This window comes from Rhodococcus sp. IEGM 1381, assembly GCF_030056795.1.
Classification (GTDB): domain Bacteria; phylum Actinomycetota; class Actinomycetes; order Mycobacteriales; family Mycobacteriaceae; genus Rhodococcoides.
The window spans coordinates 89,757-105,119 of the sequence record NZ_JASHKQ010000009.1 but is presented as its reverse complement, the minus strand read 5'-3'; the positions used below and the strand labels follow the sequence as shown (position 1 = coordinate 105,119).

Annotated in this window: 18 protein-coding genes and 1 pseudogene; 10 read left to right on the top strand and 9 right to left on the bottom strand. The window is 64.0% G+C overall.

From position 1 onward, the window contains the following. The first annotated feature begins 30 nt into the window (after positions 1–30). Positions 31–900, top strand: coding sequence for a sensor domain-containing diguanylate cyclase (locus tag QM797_RS18850; protein ID WP_283277186.1), 870 nt, complete (start codon positions 31–33; stop codon positions 898–900). 3 nt (positions 901–903) lie between these two features. Here QM797_RS18850 and QM797_RS18845 read toward each other — a convergent pair whose 3' ends face one another. Then, the gene (locus QM797_RS18845; protein ID WP_283277185.1) at positions 904–1,500 is read right to left on the bottom strand and encodes a CHAP domain-containing protein; all 597 of its coding nucleotides are present in this window, start codon (positions 1,498–1,500) and stop codon (positions 904–906) included. A 47-nt stretch (positions 1,501–1,547) separates the two neighbouring features. Here QM797_RS18845 and QM797_RS18840 point away from each other — a divergent pair, with 47 nt between their 5' ends. After that, positions 1,548–2,327 (top strand): SIR2 family NAD-dependent protein deacylase, encoded by a 780-nt coding sequence (locus tag QM797_RS18840; protein ID WP_283277184.1) that lies wholly within the window; start codon positions 1,548–1,550, stop codon positions 2,325–2,327. Positions 2,328–2,374: 47 nt separating this feature from the next. Here QM797_RS18840 and QM797_RS18835 read toward each other — a convergent pair whose 3' ends face one another. The 5 genes and pseudogenes from QM797_RS18835 to QM797_RS18820 form a co-directional block, all read right to left on the bottom strand. Further along, entirely contained in the window at positions 2,375–3,445 is a 1,071-nt protein-coding gene (locus QM797_RS18835) for an ABC-2 membrane transporter-related protein (protein WP_283277183.1), read from the bottom strand. Beyond that, positions 3,442–3,879 (bottom strand): AAA family ATPase, encoded by a 438-nt coding sequence (locus QM797_RS26400; RefSeq protein ID WP_502942363.1) that lies wholly within the window; start codon positions 3,877–3,879, stop codon positions 3,442–3,444. Before QM797_RS26400 ends, QM797_RS18835 begins: the two co-directional genes overlap by 4 nt. 9 nt (positions 3,880–3,888) lie before the next feature. Then, positions 3,889–4,212, bottom strand: a pseudogene (locus QM797_RS26395) (ATP-binding cassette domain-containing protein); the annotation flags it as partial. An 86-nt stretch (positions 4,213–4,298) separates the two neighbouring features. Further along, positions 4,299–4,700 (bottom strand): GntR family transcriptional regulator, encoded by a 402-nt coding sequence (locus QM797_RS18825; RefSeq protein ID WP_283277181.1) that lies wholly within the window; start codon positions 4,698–4,700, stop codon positions 4,299–4,301. Positions 4,701–4,782: 82 nt separating this feature from the next. Further along, positions 4,783–5,364: a TetR/AcrR family transcriptional regulator gene (locus QM797_RS18820; protein ID WP_283277180.1), complete on the bottom strand. Its 582-nt coding sequence runs from the start codon at positions 5,362–5,364 to the stop codon at positions 4,783–4,785. Positions 5,365–5,440: 76 nt separating this feature from the next. On the opposite strand from QM797_RS18820, the gene QM797_RS18815 reads away from it, so the two are divergent. The 3 genes from QM797_RS18815 (at position 5,441) to QM797_RS18805 (ending at position 8,791) form a co-directional block, all read left to right on the top strand. After that, positions 5,441–6,013 (top strand): dihydrofolate reductase family protein, encoded by a 573-nt coding sequence (locus tag QM797_RS18815; RefSeq protein ID WP_283277179.1) that lies wholly within the window; start codon positions 5,441–5,443, stop codon positions 6,011–6,013. A gap of 74 nt (positions 6,014–6,087) precedes the next feature. After that, positions 6,088–8,391, top strand: a complete 2,304-nt coding sequence (gene secA2, locus QM797_RS18810) for an accessory Sec system translocase SecA2 (RefSeq protein WP_283277178.1) — start codon at positions 6,088–6,090, stop codon at positions 8,389–8,391. Beyond that, positions 8,384–8,791 (top strand): META domain-containing protein, encoded by a 408-nt coding sequence (locus QM797_RS18805; RefSeq protein WP_283277177.1) that lies wholly within the window; start codon positions 8,384–8,386, stop codon positions 8,789–8,791. The genes secA2 and QM797_RS18805 overlap by 8 nt, the downstream gene beginning before the upstream one ends. Positions 8,792–8,803: 12 nt before the next feature. Here QM797_RS18805 and QM797_RS18800 read toward each other — a convergent pair whose 3' ends face one another. Then, entirely contained in the window at positions 8,804–9,391 is a 588-nt protein-coding gene (locus QM797_RS18800) for a TetR/AcrR family transcriptional regulator C-terminal domain-containing protein (RefSeq protein WP_283277243.1), read from the bottom strand. A gap of 123 nt (positions 9,392–9,514) precedes the next feature. Between QM797_RS18800 and bioB the strand changes: the two genes are divergently transcribed. The 3 genes from bioB to QM797_RS18785 are packed head-to-tail and all read left to right on the top strand — an operon-like array spanning position 9,515 to position 11,351. After that, positions 9,515–10,507, top strand: a complete 993-nt coding sequence (gene bioB, locus QM797_RS18795; RefSeq protein ID WP_283277242.1) for a biotin synthase BioB — start codon at positions 9,515–9,517, stop codon at positions 10,505–10,507. Between the two features lie 22 nt (positions 10,508–10,529). Then, positions 10,530–10,754 carry a biotin synthase auxiliary protein BsaP gene (bsaP, locus tag QM797_RS18790; protein WP_283277176.1) on the top strand — a complete coding sequence of 75 codons (225 nt, stop codon included), beginning with the start codon at positions 10,530–10,532 and terminating at the stop codon, positions 10,752–10,754. Between the two features lie 54 nt (positions 10,755–10,808). Further along, on the top strand, positions 10,809–11,351 hold the full coding sequence (locus QM797_RS18785; protein ID WP_283277175.1) for a DUF2567 domain-containing protein: 543 nt from the start codon (positions 10,809–10,811) through the stop codon (positions 11,349–11,351). Between the two features lie 80 nt (positions 11,352–11,431). On the opposite strand, the gene QM797_RS18780 is transcribed toward QM797_RS18785, so the two are convergent. Both QM797_RS18780 and QM797_RS18775 read right to left on the bottom strand, forming a co-directional pair. Continuing rightward, complete coding sequence (locus QM797_RS18780; protein ID WP_283277174.1) at positions 11,432–11,836, bottom strand: MepB family protein; 405 nt, start codon at positions 11,834–11,836, stop codon at positions 11,432–11,434. Between the two features lie 116 nt (positions 11,837–11,952). Continuing rightward, the gene (locus tag QM797_RS18775; protein WP_283277173.1) at positions 11,953–12,660 is read right to left on the bottom strand and encodes an NUDIX hydrolase; all 708 of its coding nucleotides are present in this window, start codon (positions 12,658–12,660) and stop codon (positions 11,953–11,955) included. A gap of 79 nt (positions 12,661–12,739) precedes the next feature. Between QM797_RS18775 and nadA the strand changes: the two genes are divergently transcribed. Both nadA and QM797_RS18765 read left to right on the top strand, forming a co-directional pair. Beyond that, entirely contained in the window at positions 12,740–13,798 is a 1,059-nt protein-coding gene (gene nadA / locus QM797_RS18770; RefSeq protein ID WP_283277172.1) for a quinolinate synthase NadA, read from the top strand. Continuing rightward, entirely contained in the window at positions 13,795–15,363 is a 1,569-nt protein-coding gene (locus QM797_RS18765; RefSeq protein WP_283277171.1) for an L-aspartate oxidase, read from the top strand. The genes nadA and QM797_RS18765 overlap by 4 nt, the downstream gene beginning before the upstream one ends.

The window sequence follows — 15,363 nt, the reverse complement described above, 5'->3', positions numbered from 1 at the left end:
GCACCGTTCGAGGAAGAGACCTGGCTGAAGATGGTCGACGCCGATCGTTGGTACAGGGAAATGTTCGAGGCCAGCACGGTCGGATTGGCGCTCGCCGATGAAAACGGACTGCTCGTTCTCGCGAACGAGGCCTACGCAGCGATCGTCGGGTGTCCTCGTGAACTCCTACCCGGCAGATCTTCTCGTGAGTTCACCCACCCCGACGACTTGGCCCAGCACGCCGCCATGGAGCAGATCATGGACGACGCGAAGGCTCGCGGAGAATCGGTTCACGTCGAGAAGCGCTACCTGCATGCCGACGGCACAGTGCGGTGGGGTTGGATCTCGGCCAGCGAGGTTCCCGGACCGGAGGGTGAGAAGTGGACGATGGCCGTCGTGCACGACACCACCGATCGAAGGCGCGTCGAGGACGACCTGCGCGTAGCGGCACAGACCGACGCCCTCACCGGACTGCTCAATCGGCGCGGATGGCGAGATCGGTTGCACCAGTTGACCACACCGTCGGGGGCCGAGGGCGCGGTTGCGTTGGCCATGATCGATTTCGACCGTTTCAAGTTGTACAACGACAAGTACGGCCACGGCCGTGGTGATCAACTGTTGGTTCGGTTCTCCGCTGCTGCGGCAGATCTGGTCGGTGCCCGAGCCTCGATCGCGAGATGGGGTGGGGAGGAGTTCGCTCTCGCCATGCCGGGAGTGGGGTCGACGACGATGGCGGCCGTGCTGACCGAGCTCGCCGCCGTCGTTCCCGACCGGCAGACATTCTCCGCGGGGCACACGACGTTGCGACGAGGCGAGTCCGTGGACGACTGTTTCGATCGCGCAGACATGTTGCTCTTTCAGGCCAAGCGAGATGGTGGCGCGCGGTCGTACGGCGACGGAAGTTGCCGGCCCAGCGAGTGAGCGTCAGTTCGCCAGTCGGCCGAATCCGACCACGCCGGAGTCGGATCGATAGTGCAGGGTGTGGATGCGGATCTTTCCGGCCTCGTTACCGCCGACGGTGATGGCCTCGTCTCCGTCGACCGCCACGATCACGTTGGTGTGCTGGCCGATCCAGCTGCTGTTGTCGTAGAGCACCACGTCGCCGACCGACGGCGTGTAGCTGCCGACAGCCTCGAATCGACCCTGCTCCTGGTAGAACTCCTGCAAGGTGTAGACGCCGGGTATGCGCCACGAACCGGAATTGGGGTTCGACAGCGGCATGTCCGCTTCCTTCATGATCCAGCTGACGAAGTCGGCACACCAGGCTTCGTCCACACCCTCGGCATAGAACGTTCCCGGGCGCTGCTGCTCGTGCTCGGTGCGCAACAGTTCCACCACTCGGGCCTGATCGGCCGTCAGTTCACCGGTGTTCACCTCGGGAAAGGCCTCGGTGTCCCACGGGAGGTATCGGCTCGGGGCCAGCCACAGAACACCGACCACCGCAATCACGACGACAGCCGTCCAGGCCGCCACCCACAGCGGCCACCGTCGTCGAGTACGCGCGCTGGCGTCGATGCTCATGCGACCACGGTAGCGCGACCGGACACGCAGATTGGCACAATGAGGACGTGACCTTCCCTCGGAACTTGCCGGCCCATGCTGTTCCAGAGCCTGTGGTGGACGCTGCCCGCGAAGCGTCGCGCATCACCGTTCTCACGGGTGCCGGTATGTCGGCCGAGTCCGGGATCGCAACTTTCCGGGACGCCCAGAGCGGGTTGTGGAAAGACTTCGATCCCAAGGACCTCGCCAGCCCCGAGGGCTGGACGGCCGACAGCGATCTGGTGTGGGGCTGGTATCGATGGCGAGCGGAGTTGGTGCGGCGCTCCGAGCCCAACGCCGGTCACGTGGCACTCACGCAATGGCAGCAGCGGGCGCACGTCGACATCGCTACCCAGAATGTGGACGACCTCCACGAGAGAGCCGGAGCCACGGTGTTGTCACATGTGCACGGGTCTCTGTTCGAGCCGTATTGCAGCGACTGTGGGACACGAGCAGAACTCGACTCCGGTGCCGCCGATGCACCGGGCGAGTCGGACCAGCGGGTTCCGCCGCCTGAATGCCCGTTGTGCGGCGGGCTGATTCGGCCGGGCGCAGTATGGTTCGGCGAATCGCTGCCCGAGGCCGCGTGGGAGGCGGCCGAGGATGCCGTCCGACATGCCGACCTCGTTCTCGTGGTCGGCACGTCGGGAGTCGTGTACCCGTTCGCGGGACTGCCCGCGATCGCTCGCAGTGCCGGAGCCACGGTTGTCGAGATCAACCCGGTCGAGACCGAGGTCTCGGACATGGCCGATCACCGGTGGCGCACCACTGCGGCGGTGGGGCTGCCGGCACTCGTCGAGCGACTGTGAACGTCGAAAATTGCTGTTGCCGTGGCTATTTCACCGACCATTCGATCTCACGGCCGCAGTCTCCTGACCAGCAGTAGAGAGAGTCCTCCGAAAAGACCGGCAATCAGCAACGACAGAGCTGTCTCGATCGCCTGGAACCGCCAGAACAGTCGATCCTCGTGGTATTTCGTCTCGAAAGCGTCGGCCCCCTGAGCGCGGAAGCAGTCGAGCTGTAATTCCTTGACCCGCTCGAGTAGCCCATCCGAGTACTCCTCGTAGTCGGCGACCGTCTCGAATTCGCTCATGTCCCGACGATTCTCGAGTTGGCCGCATTGTTGCCAGTCGATCGCCACGGGTCGTCCATCGGCATCGACATAGTCGGACGAAAAAACCCAACGCGCATAGAATAGTTCACTCGAGTCGAGTGGCAGAGAGAAGTCCGGGGTACCGCCGCCGTACATCTCGTTGCTTTTCTGCTCCAGGGTCAGCTCTTCGACGGATGCCGCCGCAAAGTGCTCCCGAATCTGCCCGGGGAACAACGAGATCAGTAGCGAGGTGGCGATTACAGTCCCTATCATCGCTGCCACTGTGTTTCGTAGAGCCAATGCAAGGGCTGCGCCGAGCATCAGTCCGATGGCGGTGTAACCACCTGCGACGAATCCTGTTGCACCGAAAACCGGAAACTCGAGGGCCGAATCGTATCCGCCGAAGCCGACGGCGAACTCATCGGGCGCGGTCTGATACTTGGCCCAGTACAAGGAGCATCCGAGCAGCGTCATGGCGAGCACAGTGGGCACGAACACCACGGCCACTCGCGTCGTGTACCACCGCCGTCGGCTGACCGACTGGCTCAAACCCATTACGTGCGTTCGCCGTTCGAGGTCACGGGAGAACACCGTCACGCCGACGAAGGCGCCCAGCACCACAGGTAGGACGACGGTCAACATGATTGCGACCGCCTGCGCGGTTTCCGCCCTGCACTTCGTGGCCTCGAACGACAAGCATCCACTCAGGGAAGCCGTGGGGAAAACGCCACCGTCGAAAACTGTGATCGCAACGGTGATCGCTGCCAACGCCAGTGGGGTCAGGACCCCGAACAGAATTGTCGCGCGGAACTGTCTCCACGTCACCCAGATCATGCCGCTACCTCCGTACCGAGGTGTGCGAGTACCACGTCGTCCACTGTGGCGTCTTCGACGGTCCAGCCCGGTCGCGCTGTCTCCGGTCGAGTGCCGTGGACAACGAATACTGCTGCGCCGGAACCAGATACGTCGGAGATGATGGTTCCGTTGTCAGCGGTGGGTTCGGCATCGGTGCTACCGACGAGGAGGTAGTGCTCGGCGGTGATGGTGTCCAGTTCACCGTCCAGTCGAATGCGTCCGTCGCGCAACAGGAGTAGTCGATCGGCGACGTCGACCAGTTCGGACAACACGTGCGATGACAGGACGATGGTCGTGCCGTTCTCGGCCGCGTCGCGCATGAGAGTTCGGGCCACTGCGCGGCGGGCAACCGGATCCAGATCTGCGAGAGGCTCGTCGAGCAGCAGTACCTCCGGTCGCCGACCCAGAGCCAAGGCCAGCGCGACCCGGGTGCGGTGGCCGGGGGAGAGTGACTTGACGCGTGCCGAGACGGCTATCCCCGCTGCGGAAACGAGTTCTGCCGCATAAGCATCGTCCCAGTGAGCGTTGGTGTTTCGGCCGAATCGGAGCATCTCGGCCACGGTGAAGTGCGGATACAGAGGCTTGTGCTGAGCGAGGTAGGAGAGGCCAGGCGCGATGCCGCGTTGGCCCACGGCTTCGCCCAGTACTCGGATGTTGCCGGAGTCCGGTGTGAGCAGTCCGACGGCCAACGACATCAGAGTCGACTTGCCTGCACCGTTGGAGCCGACCAACGCTGTGACGCTTCCTCTTTCGATGGCAAACGAACAGTGGTCGAGGACAGTCTTTCGGCGGAACGACTTTGCCACCTCGTCCATGGTGAGAACTGCGTCGGTCATGATCCGTCTCTTTCCGGTCGGTCGAAGTGGGTGTCGAGGGCAGCGGTGACGATGGCCTCGAGGTCCGGTCTGTCCAGTCCTGCTGCCAGGCAATGGCGGATCCAGCGGCCCAGTTCGTTCTCGAGGGCTGATCTCTCGGCCATGCCGGGTTTCGCCAGGGAGGCGACGACGAAGGTTCCCGATCCGGTCCGTGGTTCGACCAGGCCTTCTCGTTCGAGTTCGCGGTAGGCCTTGAGCACCGTGTTCGGGTTGATGGCAAGTGCCGTGACCACGTCTTTAGCCGTCGGGAGCTTGTCGCCGACGTTGAGTGATCCGAGGCGCAAGGCCTGTTTGGTCTGCAGTATCAGTTGGACATATGTGGGGATGCCGGACTGACGATCGATGCGGTACGCGATCACCAGGACCCTTTCACTAGTTGATTAGTGGAAGACGGTAATACGGACTCGTCGGTTTGTCCAGGTTTTTGGGGTCAGTGGGTGTTCAGGGCACCGATCGGGGGTGCAGGAGGCCTGCAACCAGGGCGTCGACAACCTCGTCCGTCGAGGTGTCCGGATCGATCGGGTAGGTGAGGCGGTCGAGCAGTAGGCCATCGATCGCGTAGTGGAAGAGTGCGACTTCCTTGCGACCCCCGGGTAGTCCTGCGGCGAGGTTGAATTCGACGTCGGCGGAGAAATTCGAGCGCTGCCAGCCGCCGAGCATCTCCCTGATCTCCGGTCGTCTCGATGCCTCGAGCCGCAACTCGAACAGTGCGAGTGTCACGTCGCTGTTCGCGAGCAGTCGGGCGACGATGTCGCGGATGTACGCGCCGAACAGCTCGGGGCTGGGAGGTTGCGCAGCGAGTGGTTCGTGGACCTCGGCGTCGGGTGCGAGTCTCTCGCCGATGCGTTCGATCAGTCCGGCAATGACATCGGCGCGGGTCCTGAAATAGTTCGATGCCGTTCCCTTGGGTACAGCTGCTTCCTCGTCGATCGCGCGGTGGGTCAGTCCGCGAGCTCCTTCGGTGGCGAGCAGTCGAAGCCCGGCGTCGGCCAGTTCGGAGCGTCGGAGTGGGTTGCGAGCCATGGAAACAGGCTAGCGGAACCACTACGGATGTCGTAGTCTAAAGCAACCACTACACCCGTCGTGATCGGAGAATTTCATGCGCGAACTGGTTTACTACGTCGCCGTCAGTCTCGACGGCTACATCGCTGCCCCCGACGACACCTTCGCGGACTTCCCGATGCAGGGCGACCACATCGACATGATTCTGCGTGAGTACACCGATACCATTCCGACACTGGGCCTTCGGGCGACGGGACTGACCCCGGACCTGAGTCGTTTCGACACCGTGCTCATGGGTTGGAACACGTACAAGGCCGGTGGAATCCATCCGCCGGAGGGTCCGTACGGCCACTTGAAGCAGTACGTTTTCTCGCGGAACCACTCGGGCGTGGAAGCGGCCGTGACTCTCACCGGTGAGGACCCTGCGGCGATGGTCCGAAAGCTGAAGAGAGAGAAAGGTAGTGGGATCTGGCTGGCCGGCGGAGGGATGCTGGCGTCGGCTGTAGCGGGCGAAATAGACAGGCTGATCCTCAAGGTGAACCCGATACTGCTCGGCTCGGGTAAGCGCCTCTTCGCCGAGCGTGGGTACTCGCCGACCCGAAGTCGCCTCGTGGCCAGTACCCCCTTCGAGTCGGGGGTGGTGGTGAACGAGTACACGGTCGATCGATGATGCAGAACCGAGGACGACGTCGCACTCGGTACTGTGGAAAGGAACGTTCTTTCTTTCTCAGGTAGGGATTGCACATGGCTTTGGGCTCCGACCGGTTCTGGCGTGTACTCGGACGCTCCGCGCAGAAGGCGCAGAGCACGTCCCGTCAGCGCGTCGACCGAGCCCAGGATCACGCCGAGTGGGCGGCTGCTCTGGACGACAGCGACTTGGCGACAGAGGCGACCGCACTCCGCGTCGACAGTGCAGCGCGGCTCGATGTTCCGCGGTACCTCGCGTTGGTGCGCGAGGCGAGCGAGCGAGCACTGTCCATGCGGCCCTTCGACGTACAACTCCATGGTGCCGTGCGACTTCTCGCCGGTGATGTGGTGGAGATGGCGACCGGTGAGGGCAAGACGTTGGCCGGTGCCATCGCTGCCGTCGGATATGTGTTGTCCGGGCGTTCGGTGCACGTCATTTCGGTCAACGACTTCCTCGCACAACGCGACGCGCAGTGGATGAAGCCGTTGTTCGAGGTTCTGGGCATCACGGTCGGTTCCATCGGTGAGGCGTCGACCGCGCAGGAGCGTCGCACCGCCTACGCCTGCGACATCACGTACGCCTCGGTCAACGAAGTCGGCTTCGACGTCCTGCGTGATCATCTGGTGAACGATCGACAGGACCTGGTTTCGCCCGTCCCGGACGTCGCGCTGATCGACGAGGCCGACTCCGTGCTGGTGGACGAGGCGCTCGTCCCGCTGGTGTTGGCGGGTTCGGTGTCGGGTGACGTCTCGACCTCGACGGTGATGAACGCAGTCCGATTGTTGGACAAGGGTGTTCACTACGACACCGATGCCGAGGGACGAAACGTGTTCCTCACCGACGAGGGTGCGTTGCGGATCGAGAAAGAGCTCGGCGGAATCGATCTGTACTCCGAGCAGCATGTCGGATCGACGCTGGTGGCGGTCAATGTGGCTCTGCACGCGCAGGTGCTGGTGCAGCGCGACGTCGATTACATCGTTCGTGACGGGCGGGTTCAGCTGATCAACGCCTCGCGTGGCCGCGTCGCCGAACTTCAGCGCTGGCCGGACGGGCTGCAGGCGGCGGTCGAGATCAAAGAGGGGCTCGAGCCAACCGAGACCGGCGAAATTCTCGACACGATCACCGTGCAGGCATTGATCAATCGGTACGCCACGGTGTGCGGCATGACCGGCACGGCGATGGCGGCGGGGGAGCAGCTTCGTACGTTCTACAGCCTCGGCGTCTCGATCATCGAGCCCAACGTGCCGACCGCGCGGGTCGACGAGAACGACCGTGTGTACGACACGATCGAGCACAAGAACGCTGCAATTGCACTGCAGGTGAAGGAGATTCACGAGACCGGCCAGCCGATTCTGATCGGAACCCATGATGTCGCCGAGTCCGAGGCGTTGGCCGAGACACTCACTGCGTCGGGCGTGGACGTGGTGGTGCTCAACGCGAAGAACGATGCGGAGGAAGCAGCGGTCATCGCCGCGGCCGGAGTGCACGGCGCGGTGACGGTGTCGACTCAGATCGCGGGCCGCGGAACCGATATCAAGCTCGGCGGTCCCGACGGTGCCGATCGCGAACGTATTGCCGAGCTCGGCGGACTGGTCGTTCTCGGCACCGGTCGCCACACAACCGAGCGACTCGACAATCAGCTCCGGGGGCGCGCAGGTCGGCAGGGAGATCCGGGTCGTTCGCTGTTCTTCGGCAGCTGGGAGGACGACGTCGTCAAGAACAACATCGGCGACAAGGATGCACCGAAGGGTATCGATGACAGCGGAATGTTCACCTCGCCGGCAGCGGCCGACCGTGTCGATCACGCACAACGCATCGCCGAGGGCCAGATGCTCGAAATACACTCTCGTACTTGGCGTTACAATCAGCTGACGGCTCAACACCGCGAGATCCTGGATCGCCGCCGAGCGACGTTACTCGACTCGAACGAGGCGTTGACTCTGCTCGAGCAGCAGTCGCCGAAGCGCTCGAAAGAGCTCCGCGAGAACGTGTCCGAGGAGACTCTGGTCGAGGTCGCCCGCCAGATAGTCCTGTACCACCTCGATCGGTCGTGGTCCGATTACCTCGCGCACCTCGCAGACGTGCGTGAGAGCATTCACCTTCGGGCCTTGGGGCGCGAGAATCCGTTGGACGAGTATCACCGCATCGCGGTCGAAGCGTTCAGGACGGTGTCTTCGAAGGCGATGGACCTCTCACACGCCACCTTCGAGTCGGCCGACATCACCTCCGACGGAATCGATCTCGACGACGCCGGGTTGCGTCGACCGACCTCGACCTGGACGTACATGGTGCACGACAACCCGTTCGCGTCCCGCGGAAATGCCGGTGCTGCCGGCCTGGGGCCGATCTTCGGTGGCTGACGCGCGGCGCGCGTTGGTCGCTCTCGCGTTGGGCGTGAGCGCGGTGGCTTCCGGGTGTGCCGACTCGTACGGCGAATTCCCGGCCGACAAGACCTATACCTCCATCGACGCTTCCGACTCGTATGTGCCGGTGGACGGAACCACGATCAGGCTCGAATTCGCCGACGACCGAATTTCGGCGGAGGCCGGGTGCAACAGATTGTTCGCCACGGTGGACACCTCGCAGGGCAGGATCACCACCGATTCTCTCGGTTCTACCCGAATCGGCTGCCCTCGAGCTTTGATGGATCAGGACGCGTGGCTCTCGGCGTTCTTGACGTCCACGCCACGGTGGTCTCGGAACGACGGCACCATGACCCTGGACAACGGAAGCGAGCGGATCGTCTTCGCGGAGTCCTGATCGGCTGGAGCTCTAGCGCCGGATCCGATCGGTTGTCGAGTGGCGGACTCCGTCGACGAAAAGCCGCAATCCGAAATCGAATCTGCTGGTCGGGTCCGGACTCTCGAAGATGGGGGACGCTTCGGGAGTGAGGGCTCCCGCGGAGTCCATCTGTAGACGCGATTGTTCGTCCACGGTCTGGCCGAGGACGTAGTAGAGCAGGGTGTCGGCGGTCAGTTCTGCGTCGCGTCGCGGAAGTCCCGCGCGAATGCAGACGGCGGCAATGCGTTCGCGAATGCGATTGGTGGTCATCCTCGACGCGTAGGTCGCGGCGACCAGTTCGGCCCCGTCTCGACGGGAGAGAAGCGCGTCGCGCAGCCGATGCGCGATCTGCTCGATCTGCGTGTCCCACGCGCCCTCGGTGGGCGGTGCATCGGCGCTGGAGAGCAGATCGTCGGCGATCGCGCCGAGCAGGGTCTGTTTGTTGGGGAAGTGCCAGTACAGCGCACCGGGCTGCACGTGCAGGGACGTCGCCAGCCGGCGCATGGTCAGGTCGGCCAGGCCGTACTCGTCGAGAATGGCGATCGCGCCGTCGAGGACGTCCTGCCTGTTGAGTTGCACTGCTTCCCCCAATTCGATCGACGCCTCGTCGCTTTGACAGTAGCCGAGCGCGGTGCCTAACGTGAACACCGTTCAACTTGAACGGTGTTCAATATGTCGCCGTTCGTCTACGAGGGGACCGGAATGGACATTTTGCGCACGGCGCGTACACAGGTGCTCGACGACGGCATTGCACTCGAACGATCTCAGGTTCTCGAGGTCCTCGAACTCGGCGACGACCGTCTCGAGGAGACGATGCTGCTGGCGCACGAAGTGCGAATGAAGTGGTGCGGCCCCGAGGTGGAGGTGGAGGGAATTGTCAGCCTCAAGACCGGCGGATGTCCCGAGGACTGCCACTTCTGTTCGCAGTCAGGGCTTTTCGCATCTCCGGTGCGCGCTGCCTGGCTCGACATCCCGTCTCTGGTGGAGGCGGCCAAGCAGACCGCGAAGACCGGGGCCACAGAATTCTGCATCGTCGCGGCGGTACGCGGACCCGACGCCAGGCTGCTTGCCCAGGTCGCGGCCGGAATCGAAGCCATTCGAGGCGAGGTGGACATCGACATCGCGTGTTCGCTGGGCATGCTCGAGCAAGATCAGGTCGATCAGCTCGCAGGGATGGGTGTGCACCGCTACAACCACAACCTGGAGACCTCTCGATCGTACTTCCCCAATGTCGTGACCACGCATACCTGGGAGGAGCGGTGGAACACGCTTCGGATGGTGCGGGAGGCAGGCATGGAAGTGTGCTGCGGCGGCATCCTCGGGATGGGGGAGACACTCGAGCAGCGAGCCGAATTCGCGGCCGATCTCACCGCACTCGAGCCCGACGAAGTGCCGTTGAACTTCCTCAATCCGCGACCGGGGACCCCGTTCGGAGACCTCGACGTGCTGCCGGCATCCGATGCTCTGCGCGCCGTCGCCGCGTTCCGTCTCGCACTGCCGCGGACGATTCTGCGATTCGCCGGCGGCCGCGAGATCACGCTCGGCGATCTCGGTGCCGAGCGGGGGATACTCGGTGGGATCAACGCCATAATCGTCGGAAACTATCTGACGACTCTCGGCCGTCCGGCAGAGCAGGACCTCGATCTTCTCGGTCAGCTGCAGATGCCGATCAAAGCGCTGAACTCGACTATCTGATGTGCGTATTAGGGTGGGTCGAATGACGAGCGAGACCCACTTCGACCCGCACACCGGTCGGTCTGTCACGTCCGAGGCGGTAGCGGGTTCCGATTCGTTGCCGGTCGCCGTCCGCCTCGGGCTCGAACCTCCGCGCTTCTGCGCCAGATGCGGGCGCCGAATGGTGGTTCAGATTGTCCCCGACGGGTGGTCCTCGGTGTGCTCGCGGCACGGCCTGATCGACTCGGCAGCGACGGGCAGGCGATAGGTGTCCATGTCGGAACTGCTCGAAAGTCCACCGCGACACAGCACCCGCCGGGTTATGGCGGTGGTGGTAGCGATATCGGTGGCGCTGTCTGCACTGGGCGGCATGCTGTGGGGCCTACTGGCACCCGCGCAGCAGTTGCTCGTGGTGGCGCAGGACCGCGGGGCGGCTCTGACCGGCGAGAGTCTGCACCGATTCGACGCCATCGCGATCTTCTCCCTCGTCTCGTTCTCCCTCGGTCTCGTACTCCCGGTCGGCTGGTGGCTGTGGAAGTCGGAGCGGGGTGCACGCCTGTTCGCGGCAATCTTCGTGGGTGCACTGACCGGTTCGATCGCTGCGATTGTGGTCGGTAATGCAATTGCCGCTCTGCGGTTTCCGAAGTCCGCCGACCCTGTAGTGGGCTCGATCGTCACGGTGGCACCGAGCATCGAGACTCCACTGGTGCTGATCGTCCAGGCGCTGACGGCGTCGTTGGTCGTTCTGCTGTTGGCAGCAATGAACCCCAACGACAATCTGCGACATACCGATCCCGAACCGGACGACCTCGACGTCGAGTTCTACCCGCCGCCACCGTCGTTCGACTCGAATCGGGCCGACTGACGTCGATCCATTTTTGCGATCTGTCTGCGTGCACGAGAGCAGCGGTGCGTCCAGGGCTCGACGTCGGCAGCTCCGAAGGTTCAGACCTCGAAGAATGCCTCCGCGTGCTGCTGCTGCGTTCGTCGTGCCTGGGGATTGAGCCCGGTGCACCAGGTTGGGTACACGCGAAAGCCCCGCTTTCCCAAGTGTGCCGGGGATGCGGTGATCCCGAGTCGGTCGAGTTGTTCTGCCGTGAATCTGAATCCCGCGCGGTGACCGTCTGTGTCGATCAGCACAAGAAGTCCATCCTGGTCCGTCGATCGGAACGGTTCTGTGGTTCCGTCCGCCCCTCGTCGCCAAAAGGCCAGAAAGAGACCGGGTTTACGCGGCGTCACGCGAGCTGTGCGCACCCTCCACCGTTCACCGTGGAGCTGGGCCACCAGGCCGCAGTATTCGGCGTTCGTTTCGTCGCAGCGGCCGACCGTCGAGGTATCGACTGGATCCATGACGTCTCGTAGATACCAATCGAATGCCGTTTTTTCCACCGCACGGAACTTACCGGCGAACAGTGCGAGGGTGCCATAGCTGTCCCGCCGGCGTCCGGCCTTCGCGAGCGTGCGGGCTAGGGAGTATTGGGGGTGGGCGGGCGCAACGCGGCGAACTCGTCGGTGACTCGAATGCTGTTGTCGGCAAAGCGAAACAGAGCCGGCGGCCTGCCTCCGGCTTTGCCCGATGGTGCCCGACGGCCCGTGGGTTCGATGACGCCGCGACGGCTCAGCACTCGCTGCAGGTTGGTGGCATCCACCTGGTACCCCAGTGCTGCACCGTAGATTTCGCGCAGGGACGAGATCGCGAAGTCGACCGGTGCCAGTGCGAAGCCGATGTTGGTGTACGACAGTTTCGCGACCAGCCGATGTCTCGCGTGAGCGACGACGGTTCCATGATCGAACGACATGTGGGGCAGAGCGGAGATGGGGTGCCATGTCGTGTCCGCAGGCAGTGTCGGTTCTGCCGAGATAGGCACCAGGCCGAGGAAGGTCGACGCGATCCTCCTGTCTCCCGGTACCCGATCGGGTTCGCTGAAGATCGACAGCTGTTCGAGGTGCGCCACCGAGCGCACGTCGACCTTCTCGGCGAGTTGGCGACGTGCGGATGTCGCGAGGTTCTCGTCGTCGCGCAGAGTGCCGCCGGGTAGCGACCAGGTGCCGACCTCGGGATCGAGGGCGCGCTGCCACAGCAGCACCGCCAGTTCGGGGATGTCCGGGTCGGAAAAGGCTCGAACTTGGAACACCGCAATGAGTACTTCGTGGACGGTGCTACGATGAATCATGTTTTCGATCATAGGTCGAAAACTCCCTCGGAGGAAATTCGGTCACCGACGACCGGATGATCGGTGAAGGAGAACCGTCATGACCAGCAGCGCTACCCGGGTGAACATCCTGGACTCGGCATTCGCCGGAGTTCGCGACATCGTCGACGGAGCAGGTGGCTACGGGGGAGTGGAGGCAACTCCGGAATGGGCGGCCGAAGTGCGCCGGCTCGCCGATCTACGCGGCGCGACTCTGCTCGCGCACAACTACCAGCTGCCGGCGATTCAAGATGTCGCCGACCACGTCGGCGACTCTCTTGCGCTCTCGCGTATGGCCGCCGAGGTCTCCGAGGACACGATCGTGTTCTGCGGAGTTCATTTCATGGCCGAGACCGCCAAGATCCTGAGCCCGCAGAAAACGATCCTCATCCCGGACCAGCGCGCCGGCTGCTCGCTGGCCGATTCCATCACCGCAGACCAGCTCCGCGAATGGAAGGCCGATTTTCCCGACGCCGTCGTCGTCTCGTACGTCAACACCACCGCCGAGATCAAAGCGCTGACCGATATCTGCTGCACGTCGTCCAACGCCGTGGAGGTCGTCCAGTCCATCGACCCCAGCCGCGACATCCTGTTCCTGCCGGATCAGTTCCTCGGCGCACACGTCAAGCGCGTGACCAGACGCGAGAATCTGCACATCTGGGCCGGAGAATGCCACGTGCACGCCGGCATCAACGGCGACGAGCTGGCCGAGAAGTCTCGCACCCACCCCGATGCAGAGCTGTACGTGCACCCCGAATGCGGTTGCGCCACGTCGGCTCTCTACCTCGCCGGCGAAGGATTCGTTCCAGCCGAGAAGGTCAAGATTCTCTCCACCGGCGGCATGCTCGACGCTGCCCGCACCACCGCGTCGAAGCAGGTCCTGGTCGCCACCGAGATCGGCATGCTGCACCAATTGCGGATGGCGGCACCCGACGTCGAATTCCTCGCCGTCAACGACCGTGCATCGTGCGGCTACATGAAGATGATCACCCCTGCGGCGCTGCTTCGCTGCCTCGTCGAAGGACGAGACGAGGTACATGTCGACCTCGAAACCGCCAACATTGCCAGTAAGTCGGTGCAGCGGATGATCGAAATCGGTACCCCCGGCGGCGGCGAGTGAATCCGTCGGTCGCGTGGGAAACCGGAGCTGATCTGGTCGTTGTCGGCGGCGGTATCGCCGGACTCACTGCGGCTCGTACCGCTGCCGCCCGCGGCCTTCGGGTGCTGACCGTGAGCAAGGGGAGCTCCACCGACACCGCGACGCAGTATGCCCAGGGTGGGATCGCTGTCGTCGGAGCAGAAGTCGACGATTCGATCGAATCGCACGTGGCCGATACGTGTGCTGCCGGTGCAGGACTGTGCGACGAGGACGCCGTGCGCTCCATCGTTACCGGCGGGCGGGCGGCGATCGCCTCGCTCGAAGCTGCAGGTGCAGAATTCGATCGCGCTGCCGACGGCTCTGTCGCACGCACCAGGGAAGGCGGCCACAGTGTGCGCCGCATCATCCATGCCGGCGGCGACGCCACCGGTGCCGAGGTGCAGCGCACACTCGACGGTGCAGTGCCGACGGTGCAGTTCGACACGACCGCGCTGCGGGTGCTGACCACCGACGGCGAGGTTGTCGGTCTCCTCGTCCGTGGGCCTCGTGGCGTCGGAGTCGTTCATTGCCCGACGGTTCTCCTGGCCACCGGCGGACTGGGACAGCTGTTCTCGTGCAGCACCAACCCGGCCGGCGCGACGGCAGACGGCATCGCGCTCGCCCTCGATGCAGGTGCCCGCGTGGCCGATCTCGAATTCGTGCAGTTCCATCCGACGGTGCTGTTCGCTGCCGGGACGACGGGACGCCGTCCGTTGATCAGCGAGGCGGTACGCGGCGAGGGTGCACACCTCGTGGATGTCGCAGGCCGTGCGTTCATGGCCGGAGTGCACCCGCTCGGTGATCTTGCGCCACGCGACGTGGTGTCCCGGGCCATTGCAGAACTACTGCACGACAGCGGCGGCGACCACGTGCTGCTCGACGCCCGCCTCGTGGAGCACTTCCACGAGCGATTCCCGACCGTGACCGCTTCGTGCCTCGAGGCCGGCATCGATCCGGCGACGGACCTGATTCCGGTGGCACCTGCAGCGCACTATTCGTGCGGAGGAGTGGTGACGGATACGGCTGGACGCACCTCGGTTCCGGGCTTGCTCGCCGCGGGTGAAGTGGCACGCACGGGCTTGCACGGCGCGAACAGGTTGGCCTCGAACAGTCTGCTCGAAGGTCTTGTCGTGGGTGAGCGTGCGGCGATTGTGGCTGCCGAGCGGGTCGGCACGAGGGTCGAGGTCACGGACCTCGCGTTACCCACCTACCGACGCATCGACCGCGGCGTGCTGCAGCACACGATGACGGCTGAGGTCGGTGTGGTTCGCGATGCAGCGGGACTCGCTGCGGCACAACGCGTCCTGGCCCACGGTGTCGTATCGGAACCGCCGGTCGATGCACGCGCAGTCGAGGATGCTGCGTTGACGGCCGCGGCGGAGGTCATCGTCCTGGCCGCGAACCATCGTCGCGAAAGCAGAGGGTGCCACACCCGACGCGATTTCCCCGAGAGTGCGCCGGCGCAAGGCCGAAGCCTGCACATCGAACGAGATCCCGACGGACAGCTGGGGATCGTGAACAACGACGTGATGACGGGAGCGAGCTGA

Coding starts and splice junctions, on each gene's coding strand:
- QM797_RS18775 (WP_283277173.1), bottom strand. CDS start 12,660: ATGATTCATCGTAGCACCGTCCACGAAGTACTCATTGCGGTGTTCCAA.
- bsaP (WP_283277176.1), top strand. CDS start 10,530: ATGACGAGCGAGACCCACTTCGACCCGCACACCGGTCGGTCTGTCACG.
- QM797_RS18845 (WP_283277185.1), bottom strand. CDS start 1,500: ATGAGCATCGACGCCAGCGCGCGTACTCGACGACGGTGGCCGCTGTGG.
- bioB (WP_283277242.1), top strand. CDS start 9,515: ATGGACATTTTGCGCACGGCGCGTACACAGGTGCTCGACGACGGCATT.
- QM797_RS18785 (WP_283277175.1), top strand. CDS start 10,809: ATGGCGGTGGTGGTAGCGATATCGGTGGCGCTGTCTGCACTGGGCGGC.
- nadA (WP_283277172.1), top strand. CDS start 12,740: ATGACCAGCAGCGCTACCCGGGTGAACATCCTGGACTCGGCATTCGCC.
- QM797_RS18820 (WP_283277180.1), bottom strand. CDS start 5,364: ATGGCTCGCAACCCACTCCGACGCTCCGAACTGGCCGACGCCGGGCTT.
- secA2 (WP_283277178.1), top strand. CDS start 6,088: ATGGCTTTGGGCTCCGACCGGTTCTGGCGTGTACTCGGACGCTCCGCG.
- QM797_RS18835 (WP_283277183.1), bottom strand. CDS start 3,445: ATGATCTGGGTGACGTGGAGACAGTTCCGCGCGACAATTCTGTTCGGG.
- QM797_RS18815 (WP_283277179.1), top strand. CDS start 5,441: ATGCGCGAACTGGTTTACTACGTCGCCGTCAGTCTCGACGGCTACATC.
- QM797_RS18780 (WP_283277174.1), bottom strand. CDS start 11,836: ATGGATCCAGTCGATACCTCGACGGTCGGCCGCTGCGACGAAACGAAC.
- QM797_RS18850 (WP_283277186.1), top strand. CDS start 31: ATGGTCGACGCCGATCGTTGGTACAGGGAAATGTTCGAGGCCAGCACG.